The following is a 19,181-nucleotide window of genomic DNA, read 5'->3' on the forward strand; positions in this document are numbered from 1 at the left end:
GCGGGGTGCGGCGCCGCCGGGGGCCGACCGGGGTCCGGCGGCGGGGGCGGGGGTCACACCACCCGATGCTAGGCCGCCCCCGGGCCGGGCCCGGCCGCTGCTCCTACCCTGGGCGCGTGCCGACCCTGCGCGTGCGCACCCGTGCGGTGCCCGACGACGCCGACCTGCTCGGCCTGCTGCCCACCCCCACCCGCGCGCTGAGCTGGGTGCGCGGCGGCGAGGGCCTCGTCGGCCACGGCGCGGTGGCCGTGACCACCCCGGACGGTCCGGGCCGGTTCGCCGACGCCGACCACTGGTGGCGCGCGCTCGTCGCCGACGCCGAGGTGGACGACCCGCTGGCGACGGCGGGCACCGGCCTGGTCGCGTTCGTCTCCCTCGCCTTCGGCGACGACCCCGGCTCCTCGGTGTGCGTCGTGCCCCGGGTGCTGCACGGCCGCCGCGACGGGGTGGCGTGGCGCACCGAGGTCACCACCGACGACGAGCCGTGGCCGGGCCCGGCCGCCGTCACCCCCGTGCGCGCGCCGGCCGGGGCGCGGCTCGACGGCACCGCCACCGACCCGTGGCGAGCCGAGGTCGCGGCCGCGGTCGCGGTGCTGCGCGCCGAGGCGGGCCGGGCCGGGACCGACGCGCTGCGCAAGGTGGTGCTCGCCCGGGACGTGACCGCCACCGCGACGGCCGACCTCGACGAGCGCCACCTGCTCACCACCCTGGCCGCCCGGTTCCCGCAGTGCTGGGCCTTCGCCGTCGACGGCCTCGTCGGCGCGACCCCCGAGCTGCTGCTGCGCCGGCGCGGCACCGCCGTCGACGCCCGGGTGCTGGCCGGGACCAGCTGGCCGCGTGACGGTCTCACCGCGGGGGACGCGGCCCGCGAGCTGCTGGGCTCGGGCAAGGACCTCACCGAGCACCGGTACGCGGTCGACTCGCTGCTCACCGCGCTCGCCCCGTCCTGCGTCGACGTCGACGCCGGGCCGGTCGAGGTGCTCGAGCTGGCGAACGTGGCGCACCTGGCCACCCGGGTCACCGGCACCCTGGCCGGGGCGGACACCTCGCTGCTGGCGCTGGCCGCCGCCGTGCACCCCACCGCGGCGGTGGGCGGCACCCCCACCGACCGGGCCGTCGCGCTCATCGCCGAGCTGGAGTCGTTGCGGCGCGGGCGGTTCGCCGGTCCGGTGGGGTGGGTGGGGGCCGACGGCGGCGGTGAGCTGGGGGTGGCGCTGCGCTGCGCCGAGGTGGACGGGCCCCGGGCCCGGCTCATGGCCGGCTGCGGCATCGTCGCCGCGTCGGACCCGGACCGGGAGGTCGCGGAGTCCGAGGCCAAGCTCGGTGCCGTGCGGGCCGCGCTCGGCGCCTGAGCGGGCCTAGCCCTCGAGCGCCGCCCGCACCGCGGCGTGCAGCTCGCGCAGCCCGTCGCGCTCGGTCCGCACCTCCAGCACCCGGATCCCGCTGTGCGGCTGCGTGATCGACGCCGCGAGGTCGTCGACCTCGACGACCCGGTGGGCGACGCCGTGGGCGGCGCAGAGCGCGCCCAGGTCCGTCCCGTGCGGCGTGCCGAAGACGCGCTCGAAGTGCGTGTCGAACGCCGGGCCGCCCTGCTCGAGGAGGGCGAAGATGCCGCCGCCGTCGTCGTTGGCCACCACGATCGTCAGCTGCGCGGGCACCGGCTCGAGCGGCCCGACGAGCAGGCCGTTGGCGTCGTGCAGGAACGTCAGGTCGCCGAGCAGGGCCAGCGTCCGCCCGGGGTGGGCCAGGGCGGCCCCCACCGCGGTGGCCACGGTCCCGTCGATGCCGGAGGCGCCCCGGTTGCTCAGCACCCGCACGCCGGCGCGCGGCACCCCGACCCAGCTGGCGTCGCGGACCGGGTTCGACGCCCCGACCACGAGCTGGTCGCCCGGGGCGAGGGCACCGGCCACGGCCGCGGCGACGTGCAGCCCGGTGGGCTTGGGAGCGTGGGCGAGCACGTCGGCCAGCGCGGCGGCGGCCCGGTCGGACACCGCCCCGGCGCGCTCGACCCAGGCGGCGGCAGGGGTGCCGGTGGTCTCGACCCAGGTGCCCACCGAGCGGGCCGCCCCGGCGACGTCGGTCCAGCGGCGCCCGACGTCGACCACGTGCACCGGGACCCCGGAGCCCAGCAGCCGCAGCACCGGCCGGTGCAGCGTCGGCCGGCCGAGCACCACGACCTGGGCCGGGCGCAGCGCGTCCACGGCGAGCGGGTGGACGGCCACGGTGGGGGCCGGGGCGCCGGGCTCGGCCACGGTGGGCACCCCGTCGAGGGCGGGCGTCGCCACCGCGCCGTGCCCGGCCACGACGAGCGTGTCGAGGGAGAGGTCGACGTGCAACGGCGCCTCGACCGCGACGGGGGCCACGGTGGTCCACGGCCCGCCGTCCGCGCGGCCGGCCAGCCGGGGGTCCGCGTCGGGGTCGGGGGGCAGGTCGGTCAGCAGCGGCTCGGAGAGCGACACGTTGAGCTGCACCGGGCCCGGGGCCCCGTCGCGGGAGCCGGTCGCCGCGGCCAGCGCCCGGCAGACGGCGGAGCGCCACCGGCTCGCGGCCAGCGACGTCTCGTCCCGGCTGGCGTACTGCGGCGGGTTCTCCGTCTCCGCGGCGACGGACACCGCGAGCCGCACGGCGGGGCCGAACATCCGGTTCTGGTCGATGGTCTGGTTGGCCCCCGTGCCCAGCAGCTCCGGGGGGCGGTCGGCGCTGAGCACGACGACGGGGATCCCCGAGTGGCCCGCCTCCACCACGGCGGGGTGCAGGTTGGCCACCGCGGTGCCCGAGGTGGTGACCACCGGCACGGGGGCCCCGGACCGGGCCGCCAGACCCAGGGCCAGGAAGCCGGCGCTGCGCTCGTCGATGCGCACGTGCAGCCGCACCCGGCCCGCGAGGGACGCGCGGTGCCAGGCGATGGCCAGCGGGGCGTTGCGGGAGCCGGGGCAGAGCACGACCTCGCGGACCCCGCCGCGGACCAGCTCGTCGACGAGGACGGCGGACAACGCCGCGGACCTGCTCACCGGGTCGCTCGGGGGCTGCTCACCCTCCCAGGGTGCCAGCCCGGCGCCCGGCTGGCCCGGGACGGTCGGGGGTGGCAGCGTCACCCCCGTGGACACCCCGGCGCGCACGGACTTCGACCCCGACGAGACCGGGGCCCGCGGCTTCTACAAGCTGCTGACCTCGGTGGTGGTGCCCCGACCCATCGCCTGGGTGTCGTCGCGCTCCGCCGCGGGGGTGGACAACCTGGCCCCGCACTCGTTCTTCACCGTCGCCGGGGTGACGCCGCCGGTGGTGCAGTTCACCTCGGTGGGCCGCAAGGACAGCCTGAACAACATCGAGGCCACCGGGGAGTTCGTGGTCTGCCTCACCCCGGAGTCGCTGTTCGAGCAGGTCAACGCGACCGGGACCGACTTCGACCCGGGCACCAGCGAGTTCGACTCCGTCGGTCTGGAGCGCGAGCCGAGCCTGCGCGTGGCCCCGCCCCGGGTGAAGGCCTCGCCCGTCGCCCTGGAGTGCGTGCTGCACCAGGTGGTCGAGGTGGGGGACTCCTTCGTCGTCCTCGGCCGGGTGGTGCACGCCGCGGTGAGCACGGCCGCGCTGGCCGACGACGGCCTGGGCGACCTCGCCGCGCTGGCCCCGCTGAGCCGGCTGGGCCGCGACCAGTGGGGCACCACCCCGCCCGTGCGCGAGATCACCCGCATCCCCGCGAAGGAGTGGCCGGGCCACTACGACCCGCCCACGGACTGACCGGGCCCGGGCGTCCGTGCCGGGTCCGCGCCGGGTGTCGGTGAGCGCGCTGCCGCGGTGCCTGCGCACCCCGGTGGGACGGTGGGCGCTGCTGGTGCTCGGCACCGCCGGGGTCGGTGCGGTCCTCACCGCGCTGGGCGTGCCGTCGGCCGCGCTGTTCGGCTCGCTGCTCGTGGCTGCGGTGCTCGCCCCCGCCGGTCTCGGGCCCGCCGGGGTGCCGCGGCCGGTGTTCCTCGCCGCCCAGGCCGTGCTCGGGGTGGTCATCGGTGCGCTGGTGGAGCCGGGCACGCTGGCCTCGCTCGCCGCCGACTGGTTCCCCGTGGTCCTGGTCAGCCTGGGCACCCTGGTGCTGACGGTCCTGGCCGGGCTGCTGCTGGGCCGACACCGCGCGGTCGACCCGCTCACCGGCTCGCTAGCCCTGATCGCCGGTGGGGCGTCGGGGCTGACCGCGATCAGCCGCGAGCTCGGGGCCGACGAGCGGCTCGTCGCGGTGGTGCAGTACGTCCGGGTGGCCTTGGTGGTGCTGCTCATGCCCGCCGTGACCGCGCTGGTGTTCCGGCCGACCGGGACGGCGGCGCCCGCCGCGGTGCAGGCGGCCGGGGCACCGTGGTGGGCGGGCTGGGCGCTCGTCGCGGGCTGCGCGGCGCTCGGGGTGTCCACGGCCCGGCTGCTGCGGCTGCCCGCCGGGGGCCTGCTGGGCCCGATGATCCTCTCCGCGGTGGCGGGCTCGCTGGGCCTCTCCGGCGGGGCGAGCGCCCCGGCGGTGCTGGTGCTCGCGGCCTACGCGGCGATCGGGTGGCAGGCCGGTCTGGGCTTCACCCGCGAGAGCGTCCGCGTGCTGGGCCGCGTGCTGGTCCCGGCGGTGGGGCTGATCCTCGCCGTGCTCGTCGGCTGCGGCGGGCTGGGGCTCGCGCTCTCGGCCATGACCGGGGCCTCCGAGCTCGACGCGTACCTGGCCACCACGCCTGGCGGGGTGTACGCGGTGCTGGCGACCTCGGCCTCGGCCGGCGGTGACGTGACGTTCGTGCTCACGGTGCAGCTGCTGCGGGTGTTCGTCATGCTGCTGGCCGCACCGGCCCTGGCCCGGCTGCTCGCACGCCGCCGGGCCCCGGCGGCCTGAGCCTCACGTCCCCGGCGGTGGCCAGGCGGGGTGGCCGGCGGCGAGCAGGGCGTGGCAGCGGGTCAGCCGCTCGCGCCACCACCCGGTGCGCTCGGCGTCGGCGGCGTGGGCCGTCAGCCGGTCGGGGTCCGGGGCCACCCGCCCCGGGGTGAGCGTGCTGGGCGCGGCAGGGAGGTCGTCGGCCACGTCGGCGGCCATGAGCCCCCGGGTGCCGAGGCCGCAGGCGTGGCCGAGGCGCGGCAGGGCGGCGGCCGCGGCCACCCCGGCGCTGATGCCGACGGCGGAGTCGACCGCGCTGGAGACCACGACGGGCAGGCCGATCTGTTCCGCCACCGCGAGCAGCCGGCGCACCCCGCCCAGGGGGGCGACCTTGCACACCGCCACGTCCGCGGCGCCGGCCCGGGCGACCCGCAGCGGGTCGGTGGCGCGGCGGATGGACTCGTCGGCCGCGACCGGGGTCGACGTGCGGCGGCGCAGCGCGGCCAGCTCCTCGACGCTCGCGCACGGCTGCTCGGCGTACTCGAGCTCGCCCAGCCGGTCCAGGGCGGTGACGGCCTCCTCCAAGCTCCAGCCGCCGTTGGCGTCGACCCGCACCCGGGGCACGGCCGCGCGGACGGCCTCGACCCGGGCCACGTCGTCGTCGAGGGTCTGCCCGCGCTCGGCGACCTTCACCTTGGCGGTGGCGGCGCCGGGGAAGCGGGCGAGCACGGCCGCGACCTCGTCGGCGGGGACGGCGGGGACGGTGGCGTTGACGGTCACGGCGTCCCGCACGGGCGCGGGGAACGGCAGCCAGGCGGACTCCAGGGCCGAGGCCAGCCACCAGGCGGCCTCGGCGTCGTCGTACTCGGGGAACGGGCCGAACTCTCCCCACCCGGCGGGGCCGCGCAGCAACGCCGTCTCCCGCACCGTGATGCCGCGGAAGCGGACCCGCATCGGCAGGGCGACCACGGCCAGGTCGGCGAGGAGCTCGGGCAGCGCGGGGAGGTCCACGCCTACGATCCTGCCCGTGACCTTCGACCCGAGCGTGTGGCAGCCCGTCCCCGGCTTCGACGACCTCGTGGACATCACCTACCACCGCCACGTCACCGACGGCACGGTGCGGGTGGCGTTCGACCGGCCCGAGGTGCGCAACGCGTTCCGCCCCGGCACGGTCGACGAGCTCTACCGGGCCCTGGACCACGCCCGGATGACGTCGGACGTGGGCACCGTGCTGCTCACCGGCAACGGGCCGGCCCCCAAGGACGGGGTGTGGGCGTTCTGCTCGGGCGGTGACCAGCGCATCCGGGGCCGCTCGGGCTACCAGTACGCGGCGGGCGAGACCGCCGAGACGGTGGACCCGGCGAGGGCGGGGCGGCTGCACGTCCTCGAGGTGCAGCGGCTGATCCGGTTCATGCCCAAGGTGGTCATCGCGGTGGTCAACGGCTGGGCGGCCGGCGGGGGGCACAGCCTGCACGTGGTGTGCGACCTGACGCTGGCCAGCCGGGAGCACGCCCGGTTCAAGCAGACCGACGCCGACGTGGGGAGCTTCGACGGCGGCTACGGCAGCGCGTACCTGGCGAAGTCGGTGGGGCAGAAAAACGCTCGCGAGATCTTCTTCCTCGGCCGCACCTACACCGCGGAGCAGATGCAGGCGATGGGCGCGGTGAACGAGACCGTGGACCACGACCGGCTCGAAGCCACCGCCATCGAGTGGGGCGCCATGATCAACGCGAAGTCGCCGCAGGCGCAACGCATGCTGAAGTACGCCTTCAACCTGCCCGACGACGGGATCGTGGGCCAGCAGCTCTTCGCGGGCGAGGCCACCCGCATGGCGTACATGACCGACGAGGCCGTCGAGGGCCGGGACGCGTTCCTGCAGAAGCGGACCCCGGACTTCTCGCCGTACCCGTACTACTACTGACCCCTCAGCCCGCGAGGTCGTGGTCGAGCTGGACCAGGATCTCGCACGGCGGTGGCACGAGGTGCAGGCGGCCGACCCGCGCCGGCCTGGGCGGGGCCGGGGCGCGCGACCGGTAGCGGTGCCCCGTCGGGGTGGTGGTCTCGACGGTGTGGCGCTGCCCCGCCACGGGTCTCGCCGCCCAGCCGGGGGCGTCCTTGCGGTAGTTGCACGCCTCGCACAGGCCCTGCGTGTTGTCCGCCGTGGTCGGCCCACCCGCGGCATCGGGGACGACGTGGTCGTCGTGGCGGGCGGGGGCGTCGCAGTACGGGGTGCGACACAGGCCCTGGTCCCGGACCCGCAGCAGGGCGGCGAGACCGTCGGCCACGAACCGCTGCCGGCTGCTCAGCGCGACCAGCTGCCCGGCCGGGTCGGCGTACACCCGCCGCAGCCAGGTCGGGGTCGTGGCCCGTGCGCCCCCCGACGTCGCGTCGAGGCTGTCGGCGACCATCTCGCGGGCGATCTGCGCGGGGACGGGGCCGTGGCCGGGGACGACGGCGGGCTCGCTGCCGGCACCGAGCAGCGAGGCGTCGGAGACGACGAGGCTCACCGAGACCGGGACCCCCTCGGCGGTGGCCTGGCCGGTCACCCGCTGCACCAGGGTGTCGGCCATGACCTGGCCGCGGGAGAGGCCCTGCGCCCCGGTGGCGCGGGTGGTGTCCGCGGCCCGGCCGAGCGCGGCCAGGCAGGCGACGCCCTGGGCCACCGGCAGGAGTGCGGTGAGGTAGGTCATCGCGTCGGGGGCCGGGCGCAGGCTCACGTGCCGCTCGGAGACGGCCCGGCGTGCGCGACGCGTCACCGCCGCCGGGTCCAGGGCCGCGACACGGGCCCGCAGCATCCCGGTCAACCGATTGGTCCCCACCCCCTCCAGCGTGGCGGGGTCGGCGCACAGCTCGGCGTCCACGACCGCGCGGCCCTCCCGGTCGAGGCACCCCGACTCCCGGGCGACCAGGGTCGCCGCATACTCCGAGAGGCGGCCCTCGGCCAGCGCGGCACGGGTGTGCGGCAGGTCGGTGTGCAGGTCGCGGGCCAGGCCCAGCAGCGCGCTGCCCCGGTGCGGGGACTCCCGGCGAGCCAGCGCGACCTGCGCCGCCACCCCGCGCCCGCGCCGTTCCGCCGGGACCGCGTCGGCCGCCTCCCGCGCGCGGGTGGACCGGTCCAGGGCCACCGCCAGCGAGGCCTGGGCCGCGCACGCGGCCGACTTCACCGCCTCCAGCTCGGCGATCAGGTCGACCCGCTCCCGGTCGTCCGACACCGAACCGCCCGGTGGCGGGGCGGCGCGCAGCAGCAGGTCACGGAACCCGTGGACCTGGCTGAGCCGGAGCGTCTGCACCCCACCAGATTATCGAACACGTGTTCGAACAGCAAGGGGATCCCGGGTCGTCGCGAGGTGGGTCAGACCTCCACGGTGTCGTCCTCGTGCTGGGTGACGCCGAGCTGCTCGGAGGCCTCGGTGAGCACGTCCATCACGGCGACCGTGTCCGCCAGCGGCATGATCGTGCTCTCCGTCAGGTGCCCGCCCAGGCAGGCCGCGGCCTCGGCGAACTGGTGGGAGTACCCCGTCCCGGTCGGCGGCAGCGTCACCTCCTCGGCATCCGCGCCGTCGCGGTGCAGCACGAACGTCCGCGGGTGGTGGAAGCGGGGCAGCACGTCGACCCAGCCCGCGGTGCCGAAGATGCGCGCCTGCCCCGGCATGGCGCTGCGCAGCGACGTCGTCAGCGTGGCCGACCGCCCGCCGGGGAACCCCAGCAGCAGCGTCGCGTCACGCTCCACCCCGGTGCCCGCCAGCGACCCGTGCGCCACGACCCGCTCCGGCACCCCCAGGACGGCCTGGGCGAAGGACACCACGTAGACCCCGAGGTCCAGCAGCGCCCCGCCGCCCTGCGCGGGATCCCAGAACCGGTCGGACGGGTCGTCGGGGGCGTGGACCCCGAGGTCGGCCTGCACCGACAGCGGCTCCCCGATGGCCCCGTCGGCCAGCAGCTCGCGGAGGCGGGCATGCACGGGCTGGAACCGCGTCCACATCGCCTCCATGCAGAACACCTGCGCCGCCCGCGCGGCCTCGACCACCTCTCGGGTGCCGGCCGCGGTCGCGGTGAACGACTTCTCCACCACCAGCGCCTTGCCCGCCGCGATCGCGGCCAGCGCGAGGGCCTTGTGCTGCGGGTGCGGGGTGGCGAGGTACACCGCGTCGACCTCGTCGTCGGCGAGCAGCGCGCCGTAGGAGCCGTGGGCGCGGGCGATGCCGTGGCGGTCCGCGAACGCCTGCGCCCGCTGCAGCGATCGCGACCCGACGGCGACGACCTCCCCGCCCCCGGCCAGCGGGACGTCGGGCACCACGTTCTCCGCGATGCGGCCGGGGCCGAGCACACCCCACCGGACCTGCGCTGCGTCAGTCACGGGAGGATCGTAGGGGTGACGAGCAGGGCGGGGGGTGGTCGGACGTGGAGGTGCTGAGCAGCCGTGTGCTGCTGCGGCCCGCGGACCCGGCCGCGTCGACGGCGTTCTACCGCGACACCCTCGGCCTGGCCGTGGCCCGGGAGTTCCCCGGCGGCACGGTGTTCTTCGCGGGCGCCACACTGCTCGAGGTGTCGAGCCACGCGGCCGGCGACGGCGCCGGCAGCACCAGCCTGTGGCTGCAGGTCCGCGACCTCGACGCCACCCACGACGAGCTGGTGGCCGCCGGCGTGGCGTTCGACCGCGGACCGCGCACCGAGCCGTGGGGGCTGCGCGAGGCGTGGCTGCGCGACCCCGACGGGGTCCGCCTCGTCCTCGTCGAGGTGCCCGACGGGCACCCGCTGCGGACCGACACCCGGTGACCCGGCTGCTGGCGCCGCTGCCGGTGCCGACGGGCCCGGCCGCGCTCGACGTGCTGCCGGCACTGGCCGCGTCGCTGGACGGGGACGGCCCGGCCTGGCTGCCGGTGCCCGCGGGCGACGACGCGGGGACCGGACGGCTCGTCGAGGCGCTGGGCGCCGGCGACGCGGTGGCGGACGACGTGGCCCTGGTGCTGGCCACCTCCGGCTCGACCGGCACCCCGAAGGGGGCGCTGCTCACCGCAGCGGCGCTGCGGGCCAGCGGGGCGGCCACCCACGCCCGCCTCGGCGGACCGGGCGCGTGGCTGCTCGCGCTGCCCGCCCACCACGTCGCGGGGATGCAGGTGCTGGCCCGCAGCGTCGCCGCAGGCACCACGCCCACGGTGCTCGACGTCACCCGCGGCTTCGACCCCGCCGCGCTGCCCGCGACCGTCGCCGCCATGCCCGCCGGCCGCCGCTACACCTCGCTCGTGCCCACCCAGCTGGTCCGCGCGCTGGCCGACCCCGGCGCGACGGCGGCGCTGGCGGACCTCGACGCCGTGCTGCTGGGCGGGGCCGCCACCGCCCCGACCCTCCTCGCGGCCGCCCGGGACGCGGGGGTCACCGTGGTGCGCACCTACGGGATGAGCGAGACCTGCGGGGGGTGCGTGTACGAGGAGGTGCCGCTCGACGGCGTCCGGGTCCGGCTCGACGGCCCGGACGGCCGCAGCGGCCGCGTGCTGCTGGGCGGGCCCACGCTGGCCTCGGGCTACCGGGGGCTGCCCCGGCACCCCGCCTGGGCGGAGCCGGGCTGGTTCCGCACCGACGACCTCGGCGAGTGGGACGGCACGCGGCTGCGCGTGCTGGGCCGCGCGGACGACGCCATCACCACCGGCGGGCTGACGGTGGTGCCGCAGGTCGTCGAGGCCGCGCTGGCCGCGCACCCCGCGGTGGCCGAGGCCGTCGTCGTCGGCGTGCCCGACCCGGAGTGGGGCGAGGCCGTCGTCGCGGTGGTGGTGCCCGCGGCCGGTGGTGCGCCGACGCTGGCAGAGCTGCGCGAGCACGTCCGCGCCACGCTGCCGGCCTCGGCCGCCCCCCGGGCGCTGCACCTGCTCGACGCGCTGCCGCTGCGCGGCCCCGGCAAGGTCGACCGCACCGCGCTGCGCGCCCGGCTCGGCTGAGCCGGGCGCGCACCGCCGTCAGGTCACACCGCGGTCCTGCCGCCGTCGACGGGGACGACGGCCCCGTGCACGAAGCTGGCCTCGTCGGACGCCAGGAACGCGATGGCGGCCGCGATCTCGTCCGGCTCCGCCGGGCGGCCCGCGGGACCACCGGCGGCGAGCTGGTCGAGCCCCTCACCCATGCCCACCGTCCCCTCGGTGCGCGTCGGTCCCGGGCTCACCGCGTTGACGCGCACCCCGGACGGACCGAACTCCGACGCCCAGGCCTTCGTCAGCAACGCCAGCGCGGCCTTGCTCGAGCCGTACAGCGCGGCACCCGCCATGCCCAGCTCGGCCACCATGGTGGTCACGTTGACCACCGAGCCCCGTCCCCGCGCCGCCATGCCCGGCGCCAGCGCAGCCACGAGCAGGAACGGAGCGCGGACGTTCACCGCGTAGATCTCGTCCACCTGGTCCGCCGTGGTGTCGGCGGTCGCCCCGAACGGGAAGAGGCCCCCGTTGTTGACGAGGACGTCGACGTGCCCGTCGCCGAGCTCGGTGGCCCGGGTGGCGAGCCGGGTGAGCTGGTCGGGGTCGGCCAGGTCTGCGGCGACGAAGTCCGCGCGGCCCCCGGCCGCCTCGATCTCCGCCACCACCGACGTCCCCCGTGCCTCGTCGCGGCCGGAGACCACGACGTGCGCCCCGAGGGCTGCGAGGCGCAGAGCGGTGGCCCGCCCGATGCCGCTGGTCGCGCCGGTGACGAGGGCGGTGGAGCCGGTCAGGTCGTGCTGCATGTGGTGCTCCCAAGTTTGTGGAGTGAACGATCCAATCATGGGTCGGCGAAAACTGGATTGTCAACTCCAGAACGTCTAGGCTGCGGTGCGTGGCACAGGACAGCGGGGCCGGGACCAGGACCGGGCGGGCCGGCGACGAGGTCGGCCGACGGCTCACCGCCAAGGGGCGTGCGACGCGGGCCCGGGTCGTGGCGGCGGCCGCCGAGCTCGTCTTCGAGCACGGGGTGGGGCGGACGTCGGTGGAGGACGTGCAGCAGCGCGCCGGGGTGAGCGCGTCGCAGCTCTACCACTACTTCAGCGGGAAGGACGCGCTGGTCCGCGCGGTGATCGACCACCAGTCCGACGGCGTGCTCGCCGTCCAGCAGCCCCTGCTGGGCTCGCTGGACAGCTTCCCGGCGCTGGAGGCCTGGCGCGACCTGCTGGTGGACCTGCAGGAGCGCAGGCACTGCACCGGGGGCTGCCCCATCGGCTCGATCTCCGCCGAGCTCGCGGACGACGACGCCGAGGCGAGGGCCCGGGTGCAGGACGGGTTCGCCCGGTGGGAGGAGCCGCTGCGCGAGGGGCTCGGGCGCATGCGCGAGCGCGGGGTGCTGCGCGCCGACACCGACGTCGACGCGCTGGCGCTGGCGCTGCTCGTCGCCGTGCAGGGCGGCCTCGTCCTGACCCAGGCGCGCCGCGACACCACCCCGCTGCGGACCGGGATCGACACGGTCCTGGCGCAGGTGCGCAGCCACGCCACCGCGGACCGCTGACCCCACCCCGGGACCGGGACCCGTCGGGATGCCGACGGCCCCGGGCCTGGGAGACTGTGCGCGTGGCGAGCGCAGCGCAGTGGATCGAGGGTGCCCGGCCGAGGACGCTGCCCAACGCGGTCGCGCCGGTGCTCGTCGGCACCGGGCTGGCCGCCGCGCAGGACGGGGCCGTGGCCTGGAAGGCGCTGCTGGCCCTCGTCGTCGCCGTCGGGCTCATCATCGGCGTCAACTTCGCCAACGACTACTCCGACGGCATCCGCGGCACCGACGACGAGCGGGTCGGCCCGCTGCGCCTGGTCGGCTCGCGGGTGGCCACGCCCGGCGCCGTCCGCGCCGCGGCGGTCGGCTGCTTCGCCGTGGCCGGGGTGGCCGGGGTGGTCCTGGCCCTGACCAGCGCGTGGTGGCTGCTGCTCGTCGGCGCGGCCTGCATCGCCGGGGCCTGGTACTACACCGGCGGGTCGAACCCCTACGGCTACAGCGGCTTCGGCGAGGTCGCGGTGTTCGTGTTCTTCGGCCTCGTGGCCGTGCTGGGCACCCAGTACGTCCAGCGCGGGGCCGTCGACGGCTGGGGCGTGCTGGCCGCCTGCGCCGTGGGCGCGTTTTCCTCGGCCGTGCTGGTGACGAACAACCTGCGCGACATCCCGTCGGACACCGACTCGGGCAAGCGCACCCTGGCGGTGCGCCTCGGTGACGCCCGCACCCGCACCCTGCACCTGGCCCTGCTCGCCGTGCCCGTCGTCGTCACCCTGCTGCTGACGCTGCGGACCCCGTGGGCGCTGCTGGGGCTGCTGGTGGCGCCGCTGCTGCTGCGGGCGCACGCCCCCGTGCGCGGCGGCGCACACGGCCTGGCCCTGGTCCCCGCGCTCGCCGCCACGGGGCTGGCCATGCTGGCCTGGGCGGTGCTCACCACGATCGCCCTGCTGCTGGCCTGACGGGTCAGGCCGGGGGCTCGGTCCCGTCGCCGCGCAGCCGGGCGCGCAGCCGCTCCCGCTCCGCCGACCGCGCCGCGGTGAACGCCGCGATGCCCCGGTCCACCCGCGCCCGCAGCGACCGCAGCAGCAGCCGGGAGAGCGGCAGCGCCAGCACGAGCGCCAGCAGCACCGTGACCACGAGCGGGACGGTCACGCCCACGAGCACGCTGATGCCCAGCAGCACCGCGGCGACCAGGACCACGAGCAGCAGCCGGGCGACGGTGTAGAGCGCGACGTCGCGGACCAGCGTGGCGCGGGCGTCGGCGCCGGCGGACGTGCCGTGCGTGGTCTCGGCCCCGGTCTCGCTGCCGGTCTCGTCGGGGTGGGTCACGGGCGCCGAGGTTACCCGGGCTCGGGGCTCGGACCCGGCTGCGGGCGTCCCTCGAACAGCGTGGAGAGCACGACGGTCGTGCGGGTGCGGGCCACGCCGTCGACCCGGCGCAGCCGCACCAGCAGGCGCTGCAGCTCGTCGACCGTGGGCACCCGCACCAGCAGGACGAACGCCTCCTGGCCGGCGACCGTCCACAGCGACTCGACCTCGGCGTGCTCGGAGAGGTCCCGGGCGATGGCCTCGTCGTCGCCGGTGTCCGACGGCTCCACCCCGACCAGCGCGGCGACGCCGAGGCCGACGAGCCGCGGGTCCACGGTGGCCGTGTACCCGGTGACGACCCCGGCCTGCTCCAGCTTGGCGACCCGGTCGGTCAGCGCCGAGGAGGAGAGCCCCACGGTGCGGCTGAGCTCGGCGATCGACACCCGTCCGTTGCGCCGCAGCTCGGCGAGGATCCGCTGGTCGGTGCCGTCCACGGACCCCACCCTAGGAGGCCGGGCCGCGCCCCCGGCCCGCCGCGGGGCTGTCCGTTTTGCGGCTTACCTGTGCTTTACCCCGGGATCAGCGTTCGAGTACCCGGTGGGTGGGGTGTCACGATCGGGTCACGCGCCCGACCGGACCGTGCCCCACCCGGTCGTGCACGACCGGACGGCGCTCCCCGCCCGTCACCGCCGTACTCCCCCGACCCCGGAGGTCCGCATGACCGTCACCAGCCTGGCCCGTCCCGCCGGCGAGCGCCTGCTCACCCCCGGCGAGGTCGCCGCCCTGTTCCGGGTCGACCCCAAGACCGTGACGCGCTGGGCCTCCGCCGGCCGGCTGGGCTCCATCCGCACCCCGGGCGGGCACCGCCGCTTCCGCGAGGCCGAGGTGCACGCACTGCTCGCGCAACTCACCACCGAGGCCACCACCCCCGCCGCGTCGGCGAGCTGAGCCGGCGGGTGCCGCCCCACCCCGCGGGCGGGGCGGTCCCGCGCTCTCCCGGCCGGACCCCCACGACCGGCGCTATCCTCGTGGTGGAGGTGCGGCCATGATCTACCTGCTTGCCCTGATCGGACTCGTCGCGGTCACCGTCGTCATGTGGCGGGCGCTCGGCACCGACGAGCCGCCCGCCCGCGGGGGTGGCGTGCGCGGCCCCGACGACGACCCGGACTTCCTGCGCGGCATCGACACCGGCACCGCGCGGCGGCGCAGCGCGGACCCCGGGAGCCACGACGCCACCGGCCTCGACGAGCCCGAGGACGACGACCCGAAGGGCCCCACCGCCGCCGCCTGACCCTGCCGCCTGACGCCGCGGCCGGGCCCCCCGGGTCAGAGCCCGCGCTGCCGCCGGCTGGAGTAGGGGAAGTCGTCCGCCACCGTGGCGGCGAGCTCGAGGAGGGCCGTCCGCGTCGCCGGGGCCAGGCTCTCCAGCTCCACCTCGGCACCCTCCTCCAGGTGGGCGTCGAAGGGGACGGTCCGCACCGCCCGGCACCGGGCCCCGAAGTGCTCCGCCACCTTCTGCAGGTCGACCTTCCCCGAGGCCGGGCGCACCGAGTTGATGACGGCGACGGAGCGGCCGACGAGCTCGCGGTAGCCGTGCGCCTCGAGCCAGTCGATGGTGGCCGACGCGCTGCGCGCCCCGTCGATCGACCCCGAGCTGACGAGCACCAGGGCGTCGGCCTTGTCGAGCACGCCCCGCATGGCCGAGTGCATCAGGCCGGTGCCGCAGTCGGTCAGCACGATGTTGTAGAAGTGCTCCAGCAGGTCGACGGTGCGCCGGTAGTCGTCCTCGCTGAACGCCTCCGACACCGCCGGGTCCGACTCGGAGGCCAGCACCTCCAGCCGGCTGGGGCTCTGCGAGGTGTAGGCCCGCACGTCGGAGTAGCGGGTGATCCGGTGCGCGTCGCGCAGCAGGTGCCGGACGGTGGCGGTGGTCTCCAGCGGGATCTTCTGGCTCAGCGTGCCCCGGTCGGGGTTCGCGTCGACGGCGACGACCCGGTCACCGCGCAGCGACGCGAAGGTGGACCCCAGGGCGACCGTGGTCGTGGTCTTGCCGACCCCGCCCTTGAGGCTGAGCATGGCGATCCGGTAGCAGCCGTGCAGCGGCTGGTTGACCTGGTTGATGAGCGCGTCCTGGCGGACGTCCTGCTCGGACTCCCCCGGGTTGATGGTGCGCCCGGAGGCGAGGTAGACGGCCTTGCGCCAGCCGCTGCGCGGGGGCTTCTTGCCCTGCCGCAGCAGCACCGCCGAGGTGAGGTCGCGCGAGCCCGACCCCTCGTGCAGCGGACGGCCCTGCGGGTCGTAGGCGGCCGCGGGGCCGCCCGGCCCGTGCTGGGGCTGTCCCTGCCCGCCCGGCCAGCCCTGCTGCGGCGGCCCGCCGTAGGGCGCGCCGGTGTTCTGCGGCGGCGGGCCCTGCGGCGCGTACGGGTGCGGCCCCGACGGCCCCTGGTCGGGGCGGGACCCCTGGTCCGGGCGGGGGCCCTGGTCCGGGCGGGAGCCCTGGTCCGGGCGGGCGCCCTGCTCGGGCCGGCTCGACGGGGACGGTCGCGGCCCGGACTGCTCACCGCGCGGCGGGGGGCCACCGGCCGGGGGGCCGGGGCGCGACGGCGGCGGGGCCGGGGACTGCGACTGGGGCGGCGGACCGTACTGCGACGACACCGGCACCGCGCCCGCGCCCGCGCCCGGCGCGGACGGCGACGCGGGGCCGGACGAGGGCGGTGTGGCGGGACCGGCACCGGCACGCGGCTCGTCGGCCCGGGCGCCCGTCGCGCCGCCGTCGGGCTCGTCCTCGGGCAGCCCCCAGGGCCCGGAGTGGCGTGCGGTCACCGTGCTCTCCCCTCGTCGACCGTGCGTCGGTCGGGGCGAGCCTAGTGGGCGCCCCCGCGCCCGCCCGCCGAACGCGGGGACGGGCAGGGGATCAGTTCAGCCCGGCGTAGGAGTGCAGGCCGGAGACGACCATGTTGATGACGAACAGGTTGAACACGATGACGACGGCGCCCGCGATGTTCACCCACGCCGCCCCGCCGTTGCGCCAGCCCGCGGTCGCGCGGGCGTGCAGGTAGGCCGCGTAGACCACCCAGGTGACGAAGGCCGCGACCTCCTTGGGGTCCCAGCCCCAGAAGCGGCCCCAGGCGGCCTCGGCCCAGATCGCGCCGAGGATGACCCCGGCGGTGAACAGCGGGAAGCCGAAGATGGCGGTGCGGTAGGCGACGCGGTCGAGCAGGGTCGCCCCCGGCAGCCGGGCCGCGACGAGCCCCAGCCGGGACGTGGGCTCGCTGCCCTCGGGGAAGCGGGTCCGCAGCAGGAACATCGCCGACGCGACGCCGGAGACCAGCAGCACGCCGCTCGCGGTCGCGATCACTGACACGTGGATGGCCAGCCAGTAGCTGCGCAGCGCGGGGACCACGGGGGCGCTGCGCGCGTAGAGGACCGTGCCCGCCACGAACATGAGCACGACGACGGGCAGCAGCACGAACACCGTCAGCGGGCGCACCTGCCAGCGTCGCAGCACCACCAGCCAGGCCGCCACCGTCACCGCGCACACCAGCGCGGTGAACTCGTACATGTTGCCCCAGGGGACGCGGCCGGCGGACAGCCCGCGCAGCACCAGCGACGCCACCGCCAGCGCCAGGCCCACCCCGGTCAGGGCGATGCCGGTGCGGCCCAGCCGCTCGGCCAGCGGACGGCCCTGCTCGACGACGACCCGGCCGGGGCCGGCCGGGCGTGCCGGGGTGGAGCCGGGGCCCGCCGCCGCGGTGGTGCCGCGGGACGCGCCGACCAGCTCGCTCGTCCGGCCCGCCGCTGCCGTCACCCGGGTGCGCAGGCCCGCGAACTCGGCCAGCAGCAGGCCCAGGGCCAGGACGTAGACGACCAGCGCCGAGCCGAAGGCCAGGTCGCTGTAGCGCGAGAGGTCAGGGTCGATCGGCATGCGCGGCATCTCCTGCGTCGTCATCGGCGGGGCTGAGCAGTCTCGTGGTCAGGGCGTCGAACTCCTCGCCCCAGCCGGCCTGGTCGGTGCGGGCGAGCCCACCCAGCTCCACCACGGTACGACCGCTCGCACCGTCCGGCCGGGCGGGGTCCGGGGCCAGGCGCACCCACACCCGGCGCCGCTTGACCAGCAGCGAGCCGAGCAGACCGGCCGTCATCGTCACCGCGAACAGCAGGACGTAGACCTGGCCGGGGTCGTGGGAGGTCTGCAGCGACACCCACTGCTGGGCCTGGTCGAAGCGGACCTGGGTGCCGTCGTCGAGGGTGGTCGACTCCCCCGGCTTGAGGTTGACCCGCGCCTGCTTGACCAGCCGCCCGGACTCGGCCAGCGTCGGGTCGAGGGCGTAGATGTTCTGCGGGGTGCCGGTGTCCAGGCCCGTGTCGCCCCGGTAGACGTCGACCGCCACGGCCGGGTCGTTCGGCGCCGGGAAGGACGACGTCAGCAGGGTCCCGTCGAGGTTGGCGGTGGGGGCGAACAGGCCGGTGATGGCGATCTGGTTGGCCCGCCGCGCGTCCTCCGTCGGGTAGAGCCCGGCCGGCGGGTCGATCCGCAGGGTGCCGTCGGAGAGCAGCGTGGTGCCCTCCACGGGCCGGAACTGCAGCGCCTCGGTGCGGCTCTCGCCGTTGGGGAACGTGACGGTGAACTGCGGGGCGTAGCCGTGCCCGAGCAGGTAGACGCGGTCGCCCCCGATGCGCAGCGGGTCGTTGACCTTGAGGTCGTAGGGCCGCCAGGTGTCCGTGGCCAGGTCGGCGCCGTGCTGGTAGTCGATCCGGGAGAGGAACTCCGCGGCCTGCCCCGTCGGCAGGTAGTCGGCGGAGAAGTCGTCGACCCGCACGCAGAACGGCTCGAGCCCGGTGCCGTCGACCTCGAGACCCGCCCGGAAGGCGTCGTAGGCCGAGGTGGACGTGTTGCAGAAGCCCTGCCCGTCGGCGATCACCACCACCTGGCCCTCGTAGCCGAACAGCTTGCCCACGGCGATGCCGACGAGCAGACCGACCAGGGAGAAGTGGAAGACGAGGTTGCCCAGCTCGCGCAGGTAGCCGCGCTCGGCGGAGACGACGACGCTGCCGTCGGCGCCCCGGGTGGTGGCGGTGCGCCACCGCCGCAGGCCGTGCGCGACGCGGGCGGCGACCTCGTCGACGTCGGCGTCCACCGTCGTCGTGTGGTGGTGGGGCAGCCGGCCGAGGTTGCGCGGCGCGGCCACGGGCCGGGCCCGCAGCGCGCGGGCGTGCTCGACGAGCCGGGGCAGCAGGCAGCCGATGAGGGAGATGAACAGCAGCACGTAGATGGCGGCGAACCAGGGGCTGGCGAACACCTCGAACAGGCCCACGCGGGCGAAGACCGGGCCCAGCACGGTGTGCCGGGAGACGTAGTCGTCGACCTTCTGGGCGTTGAGGCTGCGCTGGGGCAGCAGCGCCCCCGGGATCGAGGCGAGCGCGAGCAGGAACAGCAGGACCAGCGCGGTGCGCATGCTCACCAGGCCGCGCCAGGCGTTGCGCACCAGCGCCAGCACCCGGCGCAGCGGCGAGGGCCGCCGCGGGGTCTGCGGCGCCCCGCCGGCGGGGCGCTCCTCGGTCATCGTCACGGGGCGCACCCGCCCGGGGTCGGCGTGGACGGCGG

Annotated in this window: 20 protein-coding genes; 10 read left to right on the forward strand and 10 right to left on the reverse strand. The window is 76.8% G+C overall.

Annotated features, from left to right (window positions below; genetic code table 11):
• Nucleotides 1-116 precede the first annotated feature (116 nt).
• On the forward strand, nt 117-1,352 hold the full coding sequence (locus ACYVOF_RS14780; protein WP_460867745.1) for an isochorismate synthase: 1,236 nt from the start codon (nt 117-119) through the stop codon (nt 1,350-1,352).
• A gap of 6 nt (nt 1,353-1,358) precedes the next feature.
• Here ACYVOF_RS14780 and menD read toward each other — a convergent pair whose 3' ends face one another.
• Nucleotides 1,359-3,011 (reverse strand): 2-succinyl-5-enolpyruvyl-6-hydroxy-3-cyclohexene-1-carboxylic-acid synthase, encoded by a 1,653-nt coding sequence (gene menD, locus ACYVOF_RS14785; protein WP_460867747.1) that lies wholly within the window; start codon nt 3,009-3,011, stop codon nt 1,359-1,361.
• 88 nt (nt 3,012-3,099) lie between these two features.
• On the opposite strand from menD, the gene ACYVOF_RS14790 reads away from it, so the two are divergent.
• Together ACYVOF_RS14790 and ACYVOF_RS14795 are read left to right on the forward strand one after the other, a co-directional pair.
• Entirely contained in the window at nt 3,100-3,738 is a 639-nt protein-coding gene (locus ACYVOF_RS14790) for a flavin reductase family protein (RefSeq protein ID WP_460867749.1), read from the forward strand.
• Nucleotides 3,739-3,778: 40 nt separating this feature from the next.
• Nucleotides 3,779-4,858, forward strand: a complete 1,080-nt coding sequence (locus tag ACYVOF_RS14795; protein WP_460867751.1) for an AbrB family transcriptional regulator — start codon at nt 3,779-3,781, stop codon at nt 4,856-4,858.
• 3 nt (nt 4,859-4,861) lie between these two features.
• Here ACYVOF_RS14795 and ACYVOF_RS14800 read toward each other — a convergent pair whose 3' ends face one another.
• Nucleotides 4,862-5,857: an o-succinylbenzoate synthase gene (locus ACYVOF_RS14800; RefSeq protein ID WP_460867812.1), complete on the reverse strand. Its 996-nt coding sequence runs from the start codon at nt 5,855-5,857 to the stop codon at nt 4,862-4,864.
• Between the two features lie 7 nt (nt 5,858-5,864).
• Here ACYVOF_RS14800 and ACYVOF_RS14805 point away from each other — a divergent pair, with 7 nt between their 5' ends.
• On the forward strand, nt 5,865-6,758 hold the full coding sequence (locus ACYVOF_RS14805; protein WP_460867753.1) for a 1,4-dihydroxy-2-naphthoyl-CoA synthase: 894 nt from the start codon (nt 5,865-5,867) through the stop codon (nt 6,756-6,758).
• A 4-nt stretch (nt 6,759-6,762) separates the two neighbouring features.
• On the opposite strand, the gene ACYVOF_RS14810 is transcribed toward ACYVOF_RS14805, so the two are convergent.
• Both ACYVOF_RS14810 and ACYVOF_RS14815 read right to left on the reverse strand, forming a co-directional pair.
• The gene (locus ACYVOF_RS14810; protein ID WP_460867814.1) at nt 6,763-8,079 is read right to left on the reverse strand and encodes an HNH endonuclease; all 1,317 of its coding nucleotides are present in this window, start codon (nt 8,077-8,079) and stop codon (nt 6,763-6,765) included.
• Nucleotides 8,080-8,189: 110 nt separating this feature from the next.
• Nucleotides 8,190-9,194, reverse strand: a complete 1,005-nt coding sequence (locus tag ACYVOF_RS14815; protein WP_460867755.1) for a Gfo/Idh/MocA family protein — start codon at nt 9,192-9,194, stop codon at nt 8,190-8,192.
• 44 nt (nt 9,195-9,238) lie between these two features.
• Here ACYVOF_RS14815 and ACYVOF_RS14820 point away from each other — a divergent pair, with 44 nt between their 5' ends.
• Together ACYVOF_RS14820 and menE are read left to right on the forward strand one after the other, a co-directional pair.
• Nucleotides 9,239-9,613 (forward strand): VOC family protein, encoded by a 375-nt coding sequence (locus ACYVOF_RS14820; RefSeq protein ID WP_460867757.1) that lies wholly within the window; start codon nt 9,239-9,241, stop codon nt 9,611-9,613.
• Complete coding sequence (gene menE, locus ACYVOF_RS14825) at nt 9,610-10,770, forward strand: o-succinylbenzoate--CoA ligase (RefSeq protein WP_460867759.1); 1,161 nt, start codon at nt 9,610-9,612, stop codon at nt 10,768-10,770. Before ACYVOF_RS14820 ends, menE begins: the two co-directional genes overlap by 4 nt.
• A gap of 23 nt (nt 10,771-10,793) precedes the next feature.
• Here the strand turns inward: menE and ACYVOF_RS14830 are convergent, their stop codons facing one another.
• Entirely contained in the window at nt 10,794-11,543 is a 750-nt protein-coding gene (locus ACYVOF_RS14830) for an SDR family NAD(P)-dependent oxidoreductase (protein WP_460867761.1), read from the reverse strand.
• An 89-nt stretch (nt 11,544-11,632) separates the two neighbouring features.
• On the opposite strand from ACYVOF_RS14830, the gene ACYVOF_RS14835 reads away from it, so the two are divergent.
• A complete protein-coding gene (locus ACYVOF_RS14835; protein ID WP_460867763.1) occupies nt 11,633-12,295 on the forward strand; it encodes a TetR/AcrR family transcriptional regulator in 663 nt (220 codons plus the stop codon).
• Nucleotides 12,296-12,357: 62 nt separating this feature from the next.
• Nucleotides 12,358-13,227: a 1,4-dihydroxy-2-naphthoate polyprenyltransferase gene (locus ACYVOF_RS14840; protein WP_460867765.1), complete on the forward strand. Its 870-nt coding sequence runs from the start codon at nt 12,358-12,360 to the stop codon at nt 13,225-13,227.
• Nucleotides 13,228-13,231: 4 nt separating this feature from the next.
• Here ACYVOF_RS14840 and ACYVOF_RS14845 read toward each other — a convergent pair whose 3' ends face one another.
• Together ACYVOF_RS14845 and ACYVOF_RS14850 are read right to left on the reverse strand one after the other, a co-directional pair.
• Nucleotides 13,232-13,597 (reverse strand): DUF4229 domain-containing protein, encoded by a 366-nt coding sequence (locus ACYVOF_RS14845; RefSeq protein WP_460867767.1) that lies wholly within the window; start codon nt 13,595-13,597, stop codon nt 13,232-13,234.
• 11 nt (nt 13,598-13,608) lie between these two features.
• Complete coding sequence (locus ACYVOF_RS14850) at nt 13,609-14,070, reverse strand: Lrp/AsnC family transcriptional regulator (RefSeq protein ID WP_460867768.1); 462 nt, start codon at nt 14,068-14,070, stop codon at nt 13,609-13,611.
• 223 nt (nt 14,071-14,293) lie between these two features.
• On the opposite strand from ACYVOF_RS14850, the gene ACYVOF_RS14855 reads away from it, so the two are divergent.
• Together ACYVOF_RS14855 and ACYVOF_RS14860 are read left to right on the forward strand one after the other, a co-directional pair.
• Nucleotides 14,294-14,524: a BldC family transcriptional regulator gene (locus ACYVOF_RS14855; RefSeq protein ID WP_460867770.1), complete on the forward strand. Its 231-nt coding sequence runs from the start codon at nt 14,294-14,296 to the stop codon at nt 14,522-14,524.
• Between the two features lie 97 nt (nt 14,525-14,621).
• Nucleotides 14,622-14,867, forward strand: coding sequence for a hypothetical protein (locus tag ACYVOF_RS14860; protein WP_460867772.1), 246 nt, complete (start codon nt 14,622-14,624; stop codon nt 14,865-14,867).
• Nucleotides 14,868-14,902: 35 nt separating this feature from the next.
• Here ACYVOF_RS14860 and ACYVOF_RS14865 read toward each other — a convergent pair whose 3' ends face one another.
• The 3 genes from ACYVOF_RS14865 to resB form a co-directional block, all read right to left on the reverse strand.
• The gene (locus ACYVOF_RS14865; RefSeq protein ID WP_460867815.1) at nt 14,903-16,237 is read right to left on the reverse strand and encodes a MinD/ParA family ATP-binding protein; all 1,335 of its coding nucleotides are present in this window, start codon (nt 16,235-16,237) and stop codon (nt 14,903-14,905) included.
• Between the two features lie 253 nt (nt 16,238-16,490).
• Complete coding sequence (gene ccsB / locus ACYVOF_RS14870) at nt 16,491-17,501, reverse strand: c-type cytochrome biogenesis protein CcsB (protein ID WP_460867774.1); 1,011 nt, start codon at nt 17,499-17,501, stop codon at nt 16,491-16,493.
• Entirely contained in the window at nt 17,485-19,140 is a 1,656-nt protein-coding gene (resB, locus tag ACYVOF_RS14875) for a cytochrome c biogenesis protein ResB (protein WP_460867817.1), read from the reverse strand. The genes ccsB and resB overlap by 17 nt, the downstream gene beginning before the upstream one ends.
• Nucleotides 19,141-19,181: the final 41 nt, after the last annotated feature.

This window comes from Rhodococcus aerolatus (assembly GCF_054783215.1).

Bases quoted from the DNA above. Each gene is read 5' to 3' on its own strand.
- ACYVOF_RS14830 (WP_460867761.1), bottom strand. From the start codon at position 11,543: ATGCAGCACGACCTGACCGGCTCCACCGCCCTCGTCACCGGCGCGACC.
- ACYVOF_RS14855 (WP_460867770.1), top strand. From the start codon at position 14,294: ATGACCGTCACCAGCCTGGCCCGTCCCGCCGGCGAGCGCCTGCTCACC.
- ACYVOF_RS14860 (WP_460867772.1), top strand. From the start codon at position 14,622: ATGATCTACCTGCTTGCCCTGATCGGACTCGTCGCGGTCACCGTCGTC.
- ccsB (WP_460867774.1), bottom strand. From the start codon at position 17,501: ATGCCGATCGACCCTGACCTCTCGCGCTACAGCGACCTGGCCTTCGGC.
- resB (WP_460867817.1), bottom strand. From the start codon at position 19,140: ATGACCGAGGAGCGCCCCGCCGGCGGGGCGCCGCAGACCCCGCGGCGG.